The sequence below is a fragment of the Streptomyces sp. NPDC000983 genome (genome assembly GCF_040299205.1).
Classification (GTDB): domain Bacteria; phylum Actinomycetota; class Actinomycetes; order Streptomycetales; family Streptomycetaceae; genus Streptomyces.
Genome location: NZ_JBEPBM010000002.1, coordinates 282,732 through 299,154 on the forward strand (window position 1 = coordinate 282,732; position 16,423 = coordinate 299,154).

The 16,423-nt window shown below is 72.9% G+C and carries 13 protein-coding genes; all 13 read left to right on the plus strand.

Going from position 1 to position 16,423, the window contains the following annotated elements; translation table 11 throughout:
* Nucleotides 1-47: 47 nt before the first annotated feature.
* On the plus strand, nt 48-1,436 hold the full coding sequence (locus ABT296_RS03320; protein WP_351922653.1) for a class II 3-deoxy-7-phosphoheptulonate synthase: 1,389 nt from the start codon (nt 48-50) through the stop codon (nt 1,434-1,436).
* 218 nt (nt 1,437-1,654) lie between these two features.
* On the plus strand, nt 1,655-2,635 hold the full coding sequence (locus ABT296_RS03325) for a helix-turn-helix domain-containing protein (RefSeq protein WP_351922654.1): 981 nt from the start codon (nt 1,655-1,657) through the stop codon (nt 2,633-2,635).
* Entirely contained in the window at nt 2,632-2,838 is a 207-nt protein-coding gene (locus ABT296_RS03330) for a hypothetical protein (protein ID WP_351922655.1), read from the plus strand. The genes ABT296_RS03325 and ABT296_RS03330 overlap by 4 nt, the downstream gene beginning before the upstream one ends.
* On the plus strand, nt 2,835-4,823 hold the full coding sequence (locus ABT296_RS03335) for an AfsR/SARP family transcriptional regulator (protein ID WP_351922656.1): 1,989 nt from the start codon (nt 2,835-2,837) through the stop codon (nt 4,821-4,823). The genes ABT296_RS03330 and ABT296_RS03335 overlap by 4 nt, the downstream gene beginning before the upstream one ends.
* 425 nt (nt 4,824-5,248) lie before the next feature.
* The gene (locus ABT296_RS03340) at nt 5,249-6,142 is read left to right on the plus strand and encodes an alpha/beta fold hydrolase (RefSeq protein ID WP_351922657.1); all 894 of its coding nucleotides are present in this window, start codon (nt 5,249-5,251) and stop codon (nt 6,140-6,142) included.
* 140 nt (nt 6,143-6,282) lie between these two features.
* Nucleotides 6,283-7,428, plus strand: coding sequence for an SDR family oxidoreductase (locus ABT296_RS03345; protein WP_351922658.1), 1,146 nt, complete (start codon nt 6,283-6,285; stop codon nt 7,426-7,428).
* A gap of 129 nt (nt 7,429-7,557) precedes the next feature.
* Complete coding sequence (locus ABT296_RS03350; RefSeq protein WP_351922659.1) at nt 7,558-7,839, plus strand: hypothetical protein; 282 nt, start codon at nt 7,558-7,560, stop codon at nt 7,837-7,839.
* Nucleotides 7,839-9,401 (plus strand): class I adenylate-forming enzyme family protein, encoded by a 1,563-nt coding sequence (locus ABT296_RS03355; RefSeq protein WP_351922660.1) that lies wholly within the window; start codon nt 7,839-7,841, stop codon nt 9,399-9,401. Before ABT296_RS03350 ends, ABT296_RS03355 begins: the two co-directional genes overlap by 1 nt.
* Entirely contained in the window at nt 9,398-10,393 is a 996-nt protein-coding gene (locus tag ABT296_RS03360; RefSeq protein WP_351922661.1) for a transglutaminase-like domain-containing protein, read from the plus strand. The genes ABT296_RS03355 and ABT296_RS03360 overlap by 4 nt, the downstream gene beginning before the upstream one ends.
* Before the next feature lie 67 nt (nt 10,394-10,460).
* Nucleotides 10,461-12,713 carry an MMPL family transporter gene (locus ABT296_RS03365; RefSeq protein WP_351922662.1) on the plus strand — a complete coding sequence of 751 codons (2,253 nt, stop codon included), beginning with the start codon at nt 10,461-10,463 and terminating at the stop codon, nt 12,711-12,713.
* 197 nt (nt 12,714-12,910) lie between these two features.
* The gene (locus tag ABT296_RS03370; protein ID WP_351922663.1) at nt 12,911-13,165 is read left to right on the plus strand and encodes a phosphopantetheine-binding protein; all 255 of its coding nucleotides are present in this window, start codon (nt 12,911-12,913) and stop codon (nt 13,163-13,165) included.
* A 5-nt stretch (nt 13,166-13,170) separates the two neighbouring features.
* On the plus strand, nt 13,171-14,712 hold the full coding sequence (locus ABT296_RS03375) for a class I adenylate-forming enzyme family protein (RefSeq protein WP_351922664.1): 1,542 nt from the start codon (nt 13,171-13,173) through the stop codon (nt 14,710-14,712).
* Entirely contained in the window at nt 14,709-16,349 is a 1,641-nt protein-coding gene (locus tag ABT296_RS03380; protein ID WP_351922665.1) for an FAD-dependent monooxygenase, read from the plus strand. Before ABT296_RS03375 ends, ABT296_RS03380 begins: the two co-directional genes overlap by 4 nt.
* Nucleotides 16,350-16,423: the final 74 nt, after the last annotated feature.

The window sequence follows — 16,423 nt, forward strand, 5'->3', positions numbered from 1 at the left end:
CCCGCGAACCGACACCCTTCCCGGACAAGAGTGAGGCTCAGCCCGACATGAACGCTGACCAGCGCACGACGGACGTGGATTCCTGGCGTCTGCTCCCGGCCGCCCAGCAGCCCGACTGGCCCGACCCGGACGCTCTCAAGGGCGTTCTCGAAGAACTCGAGTCCTACCCTCCGCTCGTCTTCGCCGGGGAGTGCGACCAGTTGCGCGAGCGCATCGCCCGGGTGGCGCGGGGTGAGGCGTTCCTGCTCCAGGGCGGCGACTGCGCCGAGACCTTCGACGCGATCACCGCCGACCAGGTGCGGGACAAGGTCAAGACGCTGCTGCAGATGGCCGCCGTACTGACCTACGCCACCTCCGTGCCGGTCGTGAAGATCGGCAGGATCGCCGGCCAGTACTCCAAGCCGCGCTCCCGGCCGGTCGAGGTCCGCGGCGACCTCACCCTGCCCGTGTACCGGGGTGACGCCGTCAACGGACAGGAGTTCACCGCCGAGGCCCGCCGCCCCGACCCCGAACGCCTCAAACGCATGTACCACGCCTCCGCCTCCACGCTGAACCTCATACGGGCCTTCGTGACCGGCGGTTACGGCGATCTGCGCCAGGTCCACGAGTGGAACCGGGACTTCGTCAACAACTCCCCCATCGGCGCCCGTTACGAGGCCCTGGCCGGCGAGATCGACCGCGCCCTGACCTTCCTCGCCGCGTGCGGCGCCGACCCCGGCGAGTTCCACCTCGCCGAGTTCTGGTCCAGCCACGAGGCGCTGCTGCTCGACTACGAGGCCGCCCTGACCCGTACCGACTCCCGCACCGGACACGCCTACGACGTCTCCGGGCACATGGTGTGGATCGGTGAGCGCACCCGGCAACTCGACCACGCGCACGTGGAGTTCGCCGCCGCCGTGCGCAACCCGGTGGCGGTCAAGCTCGGTCCCTCGACCACCCGGGAGGAGGTGCTCGCGCTGATCGACCGGCTCGACCCCGCCCGGGAGGCGGGCCGGCTGTCGTTCATCGCGCGGATGGGCCGCGACAAGGTGCGGGACGTGCTGCCCGCGCTGGTCGAGGCGGCGGCCGAGGCCGAGGCGCCGGTCGCCTGGATCTGCGACCCGATGCACGGCAACACCTTCGAGGCGGCCAGCGGCCACAAGACCCGGCACTTCGACGACGTACTGGACGAGGTGGCCGGCTTCTTCGAGGCGCACCGCGGGCTCGGCACCCACCCCGGCGGCATCCACATCGAGCTGACCGGGGACGACGTGACCGAGTGCGTCGGCGGCGGCCATCCGATCGGGCTGACCGATCTGCACCGGCGCTACCAGACCGCCTGCGACCCCCGGCTCAACCGCTACCAGGCCCTCGATCTCGCCTTCCAGGTCGCGGAGCTCTACGCCGACCGCAATCTGCCCGCCGCCGGCCGCCCGCGGATCGCACGGGCGGCCTGACCTGCGGGGATTCCCGCCTTCGCGACGGTGGGGCCGGGCCCGGCGACGGTCCGGCCCCACCGTCGCGTGCCCCTTGAACCATCGAAACTCTCGATCGAAGTAGAAAACCCGCATGCGGGTATGTTTCTCTTGTGGTGCTTCACCGGGCGCCCGTAGCGCTTCACCGAGCGCCCGTGGTGCTTATCGAGAGCTTCTGACATCGGTACAGGGGGTACGCGATGCAACGTGTCAGTGAGGTGAGGGCCCGGCAGACGCGCCGGTGCACCGCCGATCCGCCGCCCGCCCCGCGCGGCGGCCTGCAGATCGTCAAGAGCCACGAGGACGTCCTGGAGGGGACGGCGGTGAGGCATCGCTTCGGCGAGGTCACCGTCTCCCTCGTGCAGGGCGGCCCGCGCGAACTGGTCAGGCCCGCCCGGCTCATCGGCGACGGCGAGCGGTCCCGGCTGCGGATGTGCCGGCCGCTGCACGGCGAGGTCTGGGTGTTCCAGGACGGCCGGCACGGCGTCGTACGCACGCCGCAGCTGATCTCCTTCGACACCGGGCGCCCGTTCAAGGTGATCATGCCGGAGGAGTTCCGGATGGTCGACGTCCTGGTGCCGCACTCCCTGGTCGGGCTGACCGCCGACGACAGCCGGCGGCTGACCGCCCGCGCCTGGAGCGGCGACCAGGGTGCCGCCGCCCTGCTGAGCAGCCTGCTGGAAGGGCTCGACCGGCACGGCGAGGAGGTGGAGACGGCCGTCGACCTGCTCGGCGCGAGCGTCGCCGGCCTCACCGCCGTCCTCTTCGCCGAGCGGATGCGCGAGGTCGCGGCCGACAGCGAGATCGCCCGCCAGGCCCTGATGCTGCGGATCCAGGCCCATGTCCGCGAGCACCTGGCGGAGCCGACACTGAGCCCCGTCGAGGTCGCCCGCCGGCACAACATCTCCCTGCGCTACCTGCAGAAGATCTTCCAGGAGTTCGGCGTCAGCCCGGCCCGCTGGATCCGCGACGAGCGGCTCGCCCGCTGCCGGTCCGAACTGGCCGACCACACCCTGGACCACCTGCCCGTCGCCCTGATCGGAGAACGGGCCGGCCTCTACGGGGCCTCCCACTTCAGCCGCCTCTTCCGCGGCCGGTACGGGGTCACCCCCAGCGAGTTCCGGAAGGAGCGCCGCGCCATGGACCACCAGCCCGCAGCGAACACCGGAGCCCGGCCGTGAGCGCGAACACCGGCGCCGCACCGACGGCGCGCTACGGAACCGTCGAACACTTCCTCGGCCTGCTGCTGCCCGGCGGACTGCCGCCGGAGTCCGCCTGCCCCGGCCGGCTGGTCTCCACCCGGACGCTGCCGCTCCAGAACCAGGCACCGCGCCCCGCCGCACGGGACCGGGACCGGGCCGCCGGCCGCAGGAGGAAGCCATGACCGCCACCACCGCCGGACTGTCCGACCTGCGCATCAAGGTGCTCGGCCCGCTGGAGATCCACGTCGGCGGCGAGCGCCGCACCCTCACCGCGCCGATGGCCCGCCGCGCCATGGCCGTCCTGCTGCTCGACGCCAACCACCTGGTCACCACCCAGGCCCTCGTCGAGGAGCTGTGGGACGAGGAGCCGCCCCGGCTCGCCCGCAAGACCGTGCAGACCTACATCTACCAACTGCGCCAGGCGCTCAAGGGCAGCACCGACGCCGGCGGGGACCGGCTGGAGACCGGCCCCGGCGGCTACCGGCTGACGGCCGGCCCCGGGGAGCTGGACCTGTGGGAGTTCGAGCGGCGCGTCGCCCGTGCCCGCGGCGCGCTCGCCGCCGACGCTCCCGAGGACGCCGCCCGGCTGCTGCGCGAGGGGCTCGCCCTGTGGCGCGGGGAGCCGTTCGCCGGACTGGAGGCCGGCCCGCTGCTCACCGCGCGGATCGCGCAGATCGCCGAGGCCCGGCTCGGCGCGCTGGAACTGCGCATCGAGGCCGACCTCCAGCTCGGCCGCCACCAGGCGCTGGTGGCGGAGCTGCGCCGGCTCACCGTGGACCAGCCCCTCGACGAGCGTTTCACCGCCCAGCTGATGATCGCGGCCCACCGCTCCGGGCAGCGCAGCACCGCCCTCGACGCCTATCTCCGGCTGCGCCAGCGGCTCGTGGACGAACTGGGCATCGAACCCTCCGAGCGGGTGCGCCAGCTCCAGCAGGACATACTGCGCGAGGTCCTGCCGCCCGCGGCCAAGCCGGAACCGGCCGCTCCGAGGCGGCCCGCCGCCCCCGTCCCGGCGCCCGCGGCGCCCGCCGCTCCGTCGGTGGACCAACTGCCGCTCGAAATATCCGACTTCACGGGGCGCGAGCAGGAAATGGCGCGCATCCAGGAGCCGTTCGCGGGCCCCGGACCCCAGGTGCTGACCGTGCTCGGGCCGGCCGGCGTGGGCAAGAGCGCCCTCGCGGTACGGGCCGCCCGGACCCTGGCCGGACGGTTCCCCGACGGGCTGCTGTACGCGTCCCTGCACGACTCGGCCGACCGGCCGCGCGCCCCCGAGGCGGTCCTGCGGTCCCTGCTGGACGGGCTCGGCATCGGCCGGCCCCGGCAGCCCGAGGACACCGAGGGGCTCGCCGCGCTGTTCCGGGCCGCCGCCCGGGAACGGTCCCTGCTCGTCCTCCTCGACGACGCGGCGGGACCCGACCAGGTGCTGCCGCTGCTGCCCGGCGGCGAGACCTGCCTCACCCTGGTGACCTCCCGGGTCCGGCTGTCGGGGCTGCCCGGTGCCCGGCGCCTGACACTCGGGCCGCTCGGCACCGAGGACGCCACCGGGTTCTTCGTCCGCCTGGTCGGCGAGGAGCGCGTCACCGGACACCGGCCGGCGCTGCGGCACGTGGTCGGGCGGCTCGGCGGGCATCCGCTGATGCTGCGGGCCGTGGGCGAGCTGTACGCGGCCCGGCCGATGTGGACGCTGAGCGACCTCGCCGCCGGGCTCCTCGACGACGAGCGGCTGGTCGTCGAACTCCAGGACGACTCCGGTGCGGCGCTGGCCCGCGCGGACAGCGCCCTGGCCCGGCTCGCGCCCTGGCTGCGCAGGTCGGTGTTCCTGCTCGCCGGGTCCGGTCCCGGGCCCTTCGACACCGAGGACGTCAAAGAGGTCCTCGAACTCGACACCTGGAGCGCCCAGTCGGTCGTGGGGCGGCTGCTGGACCGGCACGTCCTGGTCCTCGCCGACGCCGCACCGGACGGCTCGGCCACCTTCCAGGTGCCGGAGCTGGTCCGGGCCGGGGTCCTCGCGCACGCGGCGGAGGGCGTGCGAGCGGTACCGCCGGCCGGGCCCGCCCCCGCCGAACCCGCCCCTGCCGGGCCCGCCACCGCCGAGCCGTTCGTCCCGGGCTGCGGGCGCCCCGTACGGGCGGCACTCACGCCGGTGCGGCAGAGCGGGCTGCGGTGAACGGGGCGGTGAGGGCTTTACGGGCGGAGGGGGCGGAGGGGGCGGTGGGTCCGGGTTGCGGGCTGTCTCTTCGGGCGCGGTGGGGAGGTCCGGGTTGCGGGCTGTCTCTTCGGGTGCGGTGGGGAGGTCCGGGGTCCGGGCCGTCCCTTCGGGCGCTGTCGGGAGGTTCGGCGGCCCGGCCGTTCCGCCCTGCCCGGGCGGGGGATTCGGTGGCCGGTTCGGCGCGGGTGTCCCGGTCGGGTGGGGCCGGTCGAAAGCAGCGTCCGTGCAACCCCGGAGAAACGGCTCTGACCAGCAGGTTTTCCCGCTCTTGGACACGCCTTGCGCGGGTGTTGAACGGGTCGAAGGAGTCTGGACGACGGCGACGGTCGCCCGTCCGGATCGCTCCCCGTCGCACGTCCGAACGAACCATCCAAGGAGACCCCATGACGGACCAGCAGTTCGGCCAGCTCGACGTCCGCTACCTCAACCACTCCGCGCTCGGCCTGCCCGGTGGCGGGGAGCTGTACTACGAGGACAGCGGCGAGGGCCCGGCGGTGACCCTGCTGAACAACTTCTACATCGTCAGCCCGATCTGGCGGAACTTCACCACCGCCCTCGCCGACGACTTCCGGCTCGTCCACTACGACCTGCGCAACCAGGGCGCCTCCAACCCGGGCCCGGAGCCGGTCACGTTCCAGGACCACGTCGAGGACGTGCGCCGCCTGCTGGACCACCTCGGCATCGAGAAGACCTACCTGGTCGGCACGTCCATATCCACGCTCATCGCCCGGGAGTTCGCCCTCAAGTACCCCGAGCGCGTGGCCGGCCTGGTCCTGGTGGGCCCGGCGTTCTCGCCCAACGGCACCCTGCGCCGCAAGCTGGTCAGCCGCTCCTGGCTGGCGAGCCTGGAGTCCGGCGGCACCCAGCAGCTGTTCGGCCACCTCTACCCGCTGGTCTTCCCGGACCAGATGATCCACGAGGGCGGCACCCCGGCCTACCTGGCGCTCAAGGACAACTTCCTGTCCCTGCTCTCCGTCGGCTCCATCCGGGAGAACCTGCTCGCCTCCCTGGAGATCGAGGACGACCCCGAGGAGCTCGCCCGCCTCGTCCCGCCCACGCTGATCATCAACGGCGACGGCGACTTCGCCTGGAGCGAGTCCGTCGTCGAGGACGCGCTGGCCCGCATCCCCGACAGCCGCGCCGTCACCCTCCCGCGCGCCGGCCACGTTCCGTTCTTCGACGACCCGCAGGGCTTCCAGACCGCCGTCTCCGAGTTCGTACACGAGCTGGAGGCGCGCAGCGCGGCCGAGACCACCACCGCGGTCACCGGCGCGTAGCCGGACGGGCGACACGGGGCGGCCGGGCCCGGAGACCCCGGATCCGCCGGCCCCCTGCCCGTCCGCCCGGCCCCGCCCCGCCCCGACACCACTTCCGCTGCACCACCGCAGCACCACATCGACGCTGGAGACAAGTACTCATGACAACACGTCTGTTGACCGGGGCCACCGGCTTCGTCGGCGGAGCCGTGGTCCTCGAACTGCTCGACAAGACCGACGACCCCGTCATCGCACTGGTCCGCGGCAAGGACGACGCCGAGGCGACGCAGCGGCTGCACGACACCCTCTCGGCGATGGCGGACGGCTACGGCCGCTCCGACCTGCACCCCGAGATCCTGCGCCGGACCGTCGCCGTGCACGGCGACATGACCGTCGACGGCTGCGCGGCCGACGTCTCCGAGCTGCCTCCCGTCGACGAGGTCTGGCACTGCGCCGCCTCGCTGCGCTACGAGGAGGAGTACCGCACCGAGATCGAGGCGCAGAACGTCCAGGGCACCGCCAACGTCCTCGCCCTCGCCCGCACGGTCGGCGCGCGCACCTTCAACTACGTCTCCACCGCCTACGTCGCCGGCTCCCGCACCGGCCTGATCGCCGAGGGCCCGGTCACCGACCGGTCGGTCGCCAACAACTGCTACGAGCAGACCAAGATGCGGGCCGAGGCCCTCGTCGAGGAGGCCGCCGGCGACGAGCTGCGCATCCGCATCCTGCGGCCCACCGTGGTCATCGGCCACAGCATCACCCGCCACGGGCTCAACTGGTCGGGCATGTACGGCTTCGCCCGTCAGGTGCTGGTCTTCAAGAAGACCGCCGCCCGCAAGCTCGGCACCTTCCTGTCGCACGCCCGGGTCCGGCTGCTCGCCGACCCCGACACCGTCGTCAACCTGGTGCCGGTCGACATCGTCGCCCGCAACGCCGTCGCCATCGCGCTGTCGGACTCCCCCGAGACCTACTTCCACCTCGGCAACTCCGAGGGGCCGAGGGTCCGGGACATGGTCACCCAGATCTTCGAACTGATCGGGCTGCGCGAGCCGCTGTGGGTCGACGACCGCGACGGGTTCACCGCGATCGACGAGGCCCTCGACGGGGGCATGACCTTCTACCGGTCCTACCTGCGCCACAACAAGCGGTTCGACCTGACCAACACCGCGGCGGTCTGCGGGGACGACGCGTCCTTCGCGCCCACGGGCGAGGAGGAGCTGGCCGAGTACCTCCTCTACTACCTGCGCACCCTGCGCGGGTTCGAGGAGAACAGCGGGAACGAGCGCGTGGTGCACACGGCGGCGTAGAGCTCCGCCGGTTGGGCGGGGACGGACCGGTCGTCTGCCGGCTGCGGAGCCGTCGTGGCTTGTCGCGCAGTTCCCCGCGCCCCCAAAAAAAGTGCCTGCGCATCTCCGCGGGCCGTCACTGGAGGAGACATGAACGACAGCACGACGGTCGCGGAGCACCTGCGCGGCCTGCTGGAGAACGCGGTCGGTGCTCCGCTGCCGCTGGAGGACCCCGCCGCGCGGACGACGTCGCTGTGGAACCTGGGGCTCGCCTCGGCCGGGTTCATGCGGCTGCTCGCCGACGTCGAGGACGCCTTCGGCATCGAGTGGGACCTGGACCAGCCGACGGAGGCGTTCTCGTCGTACGACGCGCTGCTGGCCCACATCACCGAGCACCTTCAGCGCCGTGCGGCGAAGGCGGGGGGTGCGTGATGGCCCGCGTGAACCGCCGGCTCGCGCTGGCCACCGCCCCCGCCGAGGCCGCCCGCCGGCACGGCCCGGTGCCGATCCGTCTCGACCGTGCCCTGGACCTGTTCCCCGAGGCCGGCCGGCTCTTCGACTACGCGGACTTCGCCCGCATGGTCGAGGAGGCCGCGGCCCTGCTGGCGGGGGCCGGGGTGACCCGCGGTCAGCGCATCCTGATCGTCAAGCAGTCCAACTTCGACATCCCGCTGCTGGGGTTCGCCTGCGCCCGGATCGGCGCCGTTCCGGTGCTGGTGCACTCGGCCGTCGGCTTCCAGTCGCTCGGCGTCATGACCGGGCGGGCCGCCCCGGCCGCCGTCCTGACCGACGTCACCACCGAGTCGGCCGGTGTGCTGGACTCCGTCGACCCCGAGCTGCCGCGCTGGTACGTCGGTGAGCGGGGCGAGCACGGGCTGTCCCTGCTGGACGCCCCGCGCGGCGAGGTGCCGCCCGCCGAGGTGCCCCGCGAGGACACCCCGCAGCTGGTCACCCACAGCTCGGGCACGACCGGGGTGCCCAAGCTGGTGCTGCACTCCGTGCACAGCTTCGCCGGGCACGCCCGGCCGCAGATCACCATCGGCAAGGTACTGCGGGTCCGCGACCCGTACCTGATGTGCCTGTCGCCAGTGCACGCCCGCTGCATGTCCGGGATGCTCGCCATCCTCGCGCTCGGCCTGCCGCTGGGCTTCCTCACCGACACCGGCCCCGAGAACGCGGCCGAGCTGCTCGCCGCGGTGCGTCCCGGGGTCGTGGAGACCGTGCCGAACGCGTTCATCCGCTGGGAGGAGGTCGCCGAGCGGCAGCCCGAACTGTTCGCGCAGACAAGGCTGTTCGTCAGCTCCTTCGACGCCGCCCACCCGCGCACCATCCGCACCCTGCTGGGCGCGGCCCGGCCCGGCGCCCGCTACATGCAGGCGTACGGGCAGACCGAGACCGGGCCGGTCACCGTCAAGTCGCACAAGCTCAAGAGCCGCTGTGACGACGGCCGTTGCGTCGGCCGGGGAGTCATCGGCCACACCAGGATCCGGGTGCTGGACGACGAGGGCGGCAAGGCCGCCAAGGGCACCGCGGGCCAGATCTTCGCCCGTTCCTCCGGAGTGACCCCCAGCTATCTGGGCTCCCCCGACCAGCGGGTCGACGGCTGGTGGGCGATGGGCGACTACGGCCTGGTCAGCGACCGCGGCTGTCTGCACCTGTTCGACCGGATCGTGGACCGGGGCAGCGGCGTGCAGAGCCTGCTGGCGGCCGAGGACGACATCCTGGAGGCGCTGCCGCAGCTCACCGAGGCCGTGATCATCCCGATGGCCGACGGCCCGGCGGTCCCCCTCGTCGTCACCCGCGGCGACGCCCCCCTCGACCTCGCCGCCTGGCGGCGCGCGGTCGCCCGACTGCCCGAGCTGGCCGCGCCCGTGCAGTGCCGCTGGGACGACATCCCGCACACCGCGACCTGGAAGGTCAAGCGGCTGGAGGTGGCGCGCCGGCTGGCCGCGGGCGATCTGCCGGTGCTGGCCGCGGCAGGGGAGGAACGATGACCTCGGCACCGCCGCGCCGCACCACCACGGCGCAGGAACTGTGGTCCCACTGGCTGCCGGCGGTGGAACGGCTGGTGCAGGTACCGGCCGAGTTCCGCTCCGCGCACCTCCCCCACCAGGAGGCGGCCCGCGAACTCGCCGTGGACGAGGGCGTCCTGGAGACCCTGGTCGGCGCCGGCTTTCCCGCTGTGGAGACCGGTGACGGGCTGTTCTACGACTCCCACGACGTGCGCAACCTCGGCCTCCGGGCCGGCCTCGGCCGCTCCCTGGCCGAGCTGGGCGAACGCCAGTGCATGCGGCTGGCGGCCGGGCAGCCCGAGCAGTGGACGGCCGAGCGGGTCACCCGGCTCAGGCTCACCGCCGTCTGCTCGGCACCCGGCTGCACCGCCCCCGCCGACCCGGCCGTCCCCGCCCCCAAGCTGTACGAGGGCCGGCTGACGGAGTGGGCCAGGGAGGACGGGCGGCCCGGCTCGATGCTGGCCGAGGTGACCACCCGGGGCCACCGGGACGCGCCGCGCACCGACACCGTCCGCCGTATCCACGACGAGCTGCTCGCCCGGCTGGTCTCCGGCGAGTACCAGTACGGCTGGGTGCCCGAGGCGCTGCGGGCCCGTCCCGCCGCCGCGATCGGGCACCGCACCGTGGACTGTGTCGTCGCCGCCTGGCAGATGCAGCAGTGGGCCGAGGAGGCGGGCGTACGGGCCCGCACCCGCCGGGGCTTCCTGCTCGGTCTGGTCGGGGTCGAGCACGCCTGGACCGAGGTGTTCGAGGAGGGCCGCTGGCTGCTCCTGGACCCGGTGCTGGCGTACCTCGGCTCCCGGCACCGGGCCACCCACCCAGAGTTCGCCGACTTCACCCGAGGTTCGGTGCACAACCGGCTCCTGGCCTGGGACCGGTCCGTGGACGAGTCGCTGGCGGAGCACGCCTGCGACTTCGGCGGACACGTCCGCGTCGACTGCCGTCAACTCCCCGCCGCCCGCACCCCCGCCTGAGTGTGCGGGCGACTGACATCCCCCCATCGGGGCGACGCCCCGCCCCGTCATCTCTGGAGGAATACCGATGTTCAACAAGCTGGCCGCCTTGGCGACCGGCCGCCGGAAGCTGGTTCTCTGGCTGGGACTGCTGTTCTGTGTCGTGGCCGGAGGACTCGGCGGCGCCGTCAACAGCAAGCTGTCCTCCGGTGGTTACGAGGTGCCCGACGCCCCGTCGACGCAGGCGAACGCGATCCTCAGCGAGAAGTTCGGCACCGGTGAGCCCAACCTGGTGCTGCTGGTGAAGACCCCGCAGGGGGCCGACGACGCGGACACCGCGGCCAGGGGCGCCGAGCTGACCGAGAAGCTCGCCGCCGAGCCCGGCGTCCAGGAGGCCGCCTCCTACTGGACCCTGGACAAGGCTCCGTCGCTGCGTGCCGAGAAGTCGGACTCGGCGCTGGTCCTCGCCCACCTCGAAGGCAACGAGGACGAGGTCGACGACTACCTCGCCGATCTGCGCCCGCACTACGAGGACGGCTTCGAGGGCCTGGAGATCCGGTTCGGCGGACGCGCCGAGGCGTACGCCGAGATGAACACGCAGACCCAGGAGGACCTCGTCCTCGCCGAGACCCTGGTGCTGCCGCTCACCCTGATCCTGCTGGTCTTCATCTTCCGCGGGGTCATCGCCGCCCTGCTGCCGCTGGCCGTCGGCATCGTCGCCATCATCGGCGCGCTCGGTGTGCTGCGGGTGCTGGTGGAGCTGACCGACGTGTCGGTCTTCGCGATGAACCTCACCACCGGCCTCGGACTCGGACTGGGCATCGACTACAGCCTGTTCGTGGTCAGCAGGTACCGGGAGGAGCTGAACAAGGGCGCCGCCGTCAACGACGCCATCGGCATCAGCCTGCGCACCGCCGGCCGTACCGTCCTGTACTCGGCGATCACCGTGGCGCTGTCGCTCTCCGCGCTGCTGCTGTTCCCGATGTACTTCCTGCGCTCCTTCGCCTACGCCGGTATCGCGGTCGTCGCCTTCGCGGTGCTCGCGGCGCTGGTGCTGCTGCCGGCGCTGCTCGCGGTCATCGGCACCCGGATCAACAAGTGGTCCTGGAACCGCAGGAAGCCCGAGAAGTCGGTGGAGAGCGGCTTCTGGCACCGGCTCGCCACGCTGGTGATGCGCCGGCCGCTGCCGCTGGCCACCGGTGTGATCGTGGTGCTGCTGCTGCTCGGTTCGCCGTTCCTCGGGATCAAGCTCAACCTCGCCGACGAGCGGACGCTGCCCGCGGACGCCGAGGCCCACCAGGTGGGCACGGTCCTCGTCGAGGACTACTCGGCCCGTGAGATGGAACCGCTCATGGTCGTCACCGAGAACGCCGGCCCCGCGGCCGACCGCGAGAAGAACGTCGCGGCCTACGCCGAGGAGCTGTCGAAGCTCGACAACGTGGCCCGGGTGGACGCCCTGACCGGCTCCTACACCGACGGCGAGCAGATCGCCCCGGCCGGCGCGATCAACGAGCGGTACGAGAAGGGCGAGGGCACCTGGCTCTCGGTGATCCCGGAGGTCGGCGCCTACACCGACGAGGGCCAGGACCTGGTCGTCGACGTCAGGGACGCGAAGGCGCCGTTCGAGGACGTGAAGGTCGCGGGTACCGCCGCCTCCTTCAAGGACACGATGACCTCGCTGACCGACCGGATGCCGTGGGCGCTGCTGCTGATCGCCGTCTCCACGTTCGTGCTGCTGTTCCTGATGACGGGCAGTGTGCTGATGCCGGTGAAGGCGTTCGCGCTGAACCTGCTCAGCCTCACGGCCACGTTCGGCGCGATGGTGTGGGTGTTCCAGGACGGCAACCTGATGTGGCTGACCGGGGACTTCACCGTCACCGACGGGATCGTCGCCACGACCCCGATCATGATGTTCTGCGTCGCCTTCGGGCTCTCCATGGACTACGAGGTGTTCCTGCTCTCGCGGATCAAGGAGGAGTACGACCGGGGTGGCGACAACACGCGGGCGGTGGCGCTGGGGCTTCAGCGGACGGGTGGTCTGGTGACGGCTGCGGCCGCGCTGATCGCGCTGGTCTTCGCGTCGTTCCTGGTGTCCGGGATCACGTACATGAAGCTGCTGGGGCTTGGGCTGGCGTTGGCCGTGCTGATGGACGCGACGCTTGTGCGGGGCATTCTCGTGCCGGCGTTCATGCGGCTCGCCGGCCGCTACAACTGGTGGGCGCCTCGGCCGCTTACGCGGGTCTATGAGCGGTTCGGACTCAGTGAAGGCGAGGACGACGTCGCCCCCGGTGGGGGGACGGTGAAGACGCCGGGGCGTGAGCCCGCTGACGTCGGTCGCTGATCGTCTGCCGCGCCGTCGTGGCCGGTCGCGCCCCGCGGCGGAGCCGCACATCGATGCAGCCCCCGCTCCTAGGGAGCTGATCGACCCCCCGATGTGAGCAGTACCCCATCTCCCGGCGGGCCCCATGGCCACCCGGGTCCCGCCGGGCCCCTTTCTTTCGTATGCACCGATCACCCCACTACTTCGAGGGGACACCCATGTCCGATCTGACCCCGGGCCATGCCCTGTTGCTGGAGTTCGTCGATCTGCCCGAGTTGCTCGACGGGATCGGGCGGGAGGACGACCTGACGACCGCCGGACTGAACTCCGGTGATCTGATCCGGCTCGCGCTCGCCATCGAGGAGCGCACCGGCAACCCGCTCGACGACGACGAACTGACCGCGCTGCACACCATCGAGGGCATCGACCAGGTGCTCACCGCGCGCGGCGCCTCCGTGAGCGAGGCCCGCTGATGTGGATGGCCCACTTCGTCCGGCGGCACGCCGGACAGCGCCCCGACGCGCTCGCCGTCGCCGACGAGCGGCTCTCGCTGACCTGGCGGGAACTGGACGAACGGACCGACGCGCTGGCCGCCGCGCTGATCGACCGCGGGATCGGCCCCGGTGAGCGTCTCGTCGTCAGCTCGCCCAACCGGGTCGAGGTGCTGGAGCTGTACATCGCGGCCGGCAAGGCCGGGGCGATCGTCTGCCCCGTCAACCACTCCTTCCCCGCACCCGAGGTCGAGCACGTCGTCACCAACTCCGCGCCGCGCGGGGTGATCGCCGAGCAGGGGGTGCTGGACCGGCTCGGTGACGCCTTCGGCGACGGCTGGCGCCTGGCCCTGGACAGCCCCGCCTACGAGGAGCTGCTCGCCACCCCGCGCCGTGCGCTGCCGCTGCCGCACATGGACGACCTCTGCGCGATCCTGCACACCTCGGCCACCACCGGCCGGGCCAAGGGCGTCGCGGTCACCCACCGCTCGGTGTCCGCCTGCTACACGGCGCTCGCCGCCGAGGCCCGGTTCACCGCGGACGACGTGATGCTCAACCCGTGCCCGCTGTTCCACGGCTCCATGGTGATCGGCCTGGCCCTGCTCGCGGCCGGCGGAACCCTGGTGCTCCAGCGGGAGTTCGCCCCGCAGCGCTTCCTCGCCGAGGCCGAGCAGCGCGGTGCGACCCGGGCCTTCCTGGTGCCGTCGATGGTCCGCTTCGCGATGCGCACCAAGGCGTTCGACTCCACCGACCTGTCCACCCTCGTGGACGTGATGTTCGGTGGCGCCCCGATGCCGGAGGAGCTGCTGCGCGAGTCCCTGGAGCGCTTCCCGTGCGCCTTCCGCGGGATCTACGGCATCACCGAGGGCGGCGGTCCGATCGCCACCGTGCTGTTCGGCGGGGCCGAGGACCACGGTGCCGACGCCACCGCCCGTGAGCTGCGGCTGCGGTCGGCGGGCCGGATGCTGCCGGGCTGCCACATCGAGGTGCAGGACAAGGTGGGCAAGGCGCTGCCGCCCGGCGAGATCGGCGAGGTGTGCGTCCGCGGCGACGGTCTGATGCGCGGCTACTGGCGCAACCCCACGGCCACCGAGTCGACCCTGCGCGACGGCTGGCTGCGCACCGGCGACCTCGGCTACTCCGACGCCGACGGCTATCTCTACCTGGTCGACCGGATCAACGACGTGCTCATCCGCGGCGGGCAGAACGTCTACCCGGCCGAGATCGAGCGGGTTCTCGGCGGGCAGCGCGGGGTCGCCGACGCGGCCGTCGTGGGCGCGCCGTCGGAGGAGTGGGGCGAGGTGCCCGTCGCGTTCGTCGTCGCCGAGGGCGAGGAGGTCTCCGCGGCCGGGCTGCTGAAGGCGTGCGCCAGTGAACTGGCCAGCTACAAGCGGCCGGTGCGGATCGAGTTCGTGTCCGAGATCCCGCGCAGCGCGGCCGGCAAGATCCTGCGCCGCAAGCTGCGGGAGCGGTTCGCCGACGGGATGCCGGGCGCCGCCCCGGTGCCGCCGTCGGAACGGGGAGCGTGAGCGCCGTGCGAGTCGCCTGCATAGGCGCCGGGCCCGGCGGGCTGATGCTGGCCCTGCTGCTGCGCCGCCTCGGCGGTCACGAGGTCGACGTCTTCGAACGCAGCCCGGCCGGTGCCACCTACGGCTTCGGTGTGGTCTTCTCCCGGTTCAGCCTGGCCCGGCTGCGCCGTGCCGCGCCCGACGTGGTCGCCGCGCTGCTGGACCGCGGGGCCCGCTGGGACGACGTGGAGGTGCGCCGGGACGGCGAGCGGATCCGCTCCTCCGGCCACGGCTTCGCCGCCGTGGAACGGCGCGCCCTGCTCACCGCGCTGAACGAGCTGGCCGAGGAGGCCGGCGCCCGGCTGCACTTCGGCACCGAGGCCGACGCCGCCGACCTGCTCGAACGGTACGACGTGGTGGTCGCGGCGGACGGCTCCGGCAGCCGTACCCGGGCCGCGTACGCCGACCGGTTCCGGGCCGGGATCGTGCCCGCCGGCGGCCGGTACGCCTGGTTCGGGGTGGACCGCGCCTTCGACGCGATGACGTTCCTGTTCGCCGACAGCGCGTACGGGCCGGTCGGCGCCCACGTCTACCCGTACGGGCCCGACCGCTCGACGTTCCTGGTGGAGCTGGGCGAACAGGCCTGGGAACGGGCCGGTTTCACCGAGGGCCACACCAGGCCGCCGGGCTGGAACGACGAACAGGCCATGGAGTTCTGCGCGGAGGTCTTCGCCGAGCACCTGCGCGGGGCGAAACTGCTCGGCAACGGCTCGCGCTGGCTGACCTTCCCGCACATCTCCGCCACCGCCTGGTCCACCGGCCGTCTGGTGGGTCTCGGCGACGCCGTGCACACCGCGCACTTCTCCGTCGGCTCGGGCACCACGATGGCGCTGGAGGACGCGGTCGAGCTGGCCCGGCGGCTCGCCGGGCACGGTGAGGGCGACGACCTGGAGGCGACGCTCGCCGCGTACGAGGCGGCCCGCCGCCCGATCGTGGAGTCCGTGCAGCAGGCCGCGTTCGCGAGCCTGCGGATGTGGTCGCACCCCGAGGAGCACCGCGCGCTGGACCCGGCCACGCTGATGCTGCGGCTGCTGACCCGCACCGGCCAGTCCGCCGCCGACGTACTGCTGCGGCTCGATCCGCAGCTCGCCAAGATCGGCGACGGGGTGACCGCCCTGCCCGAGGGGCCGGTGCCCGCGCTGGTCGCCTCCGGTGCTCCCGGTGCCTCCACGGCTCCGGGTGACGCCCTGCTCCTCGCCGCCGGGGAACCCGTGCCCGCCGGTCACGACGGCCCGCTGCTGGTGGCGGCCGACGACGACTTCGCGGCGGCCGGGCAGCGGCTGCGGGCGCTGCGGGCCGAACGGCCCGGTGCCGGGCTCGGGCTGCTCGTCCGTGCGCCGGAGCCGGCCGAGGAGGCCGTGGCGGAGGTGGTCGGCGCCGTCGCGGCGCTCGCCGCCGCCGTACCGCTGGACCTGGTCGCCGTGGCGCCCGGCAAGCGGTTGCCGGCCGCCGACCGCACCGCCCGTTCGGCGCTCGCCGAACGGCTGACGGCGGCGGGCGCGCGGGTCGCGTTCGTGTGCCGGCCGAACGAGCTGAGCCTGGGCTGGACCCATGTGCGCTCCGGCCGGGCCGACGCCGTGTGGACCGCCGAAGCCTGACCGCGCGCCGTACCGCCGAAGCCTGACCGCGCGCCGTACCGCCGGGCCTCTCAGGGGCCTGCCGTCACCTTCCC

Coding starts and splice junctions, on each gene's coding strand:
- ABT296_RS03345 (WP_351922658.1), top strand. CDS start 6,283: ATGACAACACGTCTGTTGACCGGGGCCACCGGCTTCGTCGGCGGAGCC.
- ABT296_RS03355 (WP_351922660.1), top strand. CDS start 7,839: ATGGCCCGCGTGAACCGCCGGCTCGCGCTGGCCACCGCCCCCGCCGAG.
- ABT296_RS03375 (WP_351922664.1), top strand. CDS start 13,171: ATGGCCCACTTCGTCCGGCGGCACGCCGGACAGCGCCCCGACGCGCTC.
- ABT296_RS03350 (WP_351922659.1), top strand. CDS start 7,558: ATGAACGACAGCACGACGGTCGCGGAGCACCTGCGCGGCCTGCTGGAG.
- ABT296_RS03340 (WP_351922657.1), top strand. CDS start 5,249: ATGACGGACCAGCAGTTCGGCCAGCTCGACGTCCGCTACCTCAACCAC.
- ABT296_RS03335 (WP_351922656.1), top strand. CDS start 2,835: ATGACCGCCACCACCGCCGGACTGTCCGACCTGCGCATCAAGGTGCTC.
- ABT296_RS03320 (WP_351922653.1), top strand. CDS start 48: ATGAACGCTGACCAGCGCACGACGGACGTGGATTCCTGGCGTCTGCTC.
- ABT296_RS03370 (WP_351922663.1), top strand. CDS start 12,911: ATGTCCGATCTGACCCCGGGCCATGCCCTGTTGCTGGAGTTCGTCGAT.
- ABT296_RS03365 (WP_351922662.1), top strand. CDS start 10,461: ATGTTCAACAAGCTGGCCGCCTTGGCGACCGGCCGCCGGAAGCTGGTT.
- ABT296_RS03325 (WP_351922654.1), top strand. CDS start 1,655: ATGCAACGTGTCAGTGAGGTGAGGGCCCGGCAGACGCGCCGGTGCACC.
- ABT296_RS03360 (WP_351922661.1), top strand. CDS start 9,398: ATGACCTCGGCACCGCCGCGCCGCACCACCACGGCGCAGGAACTGTGG.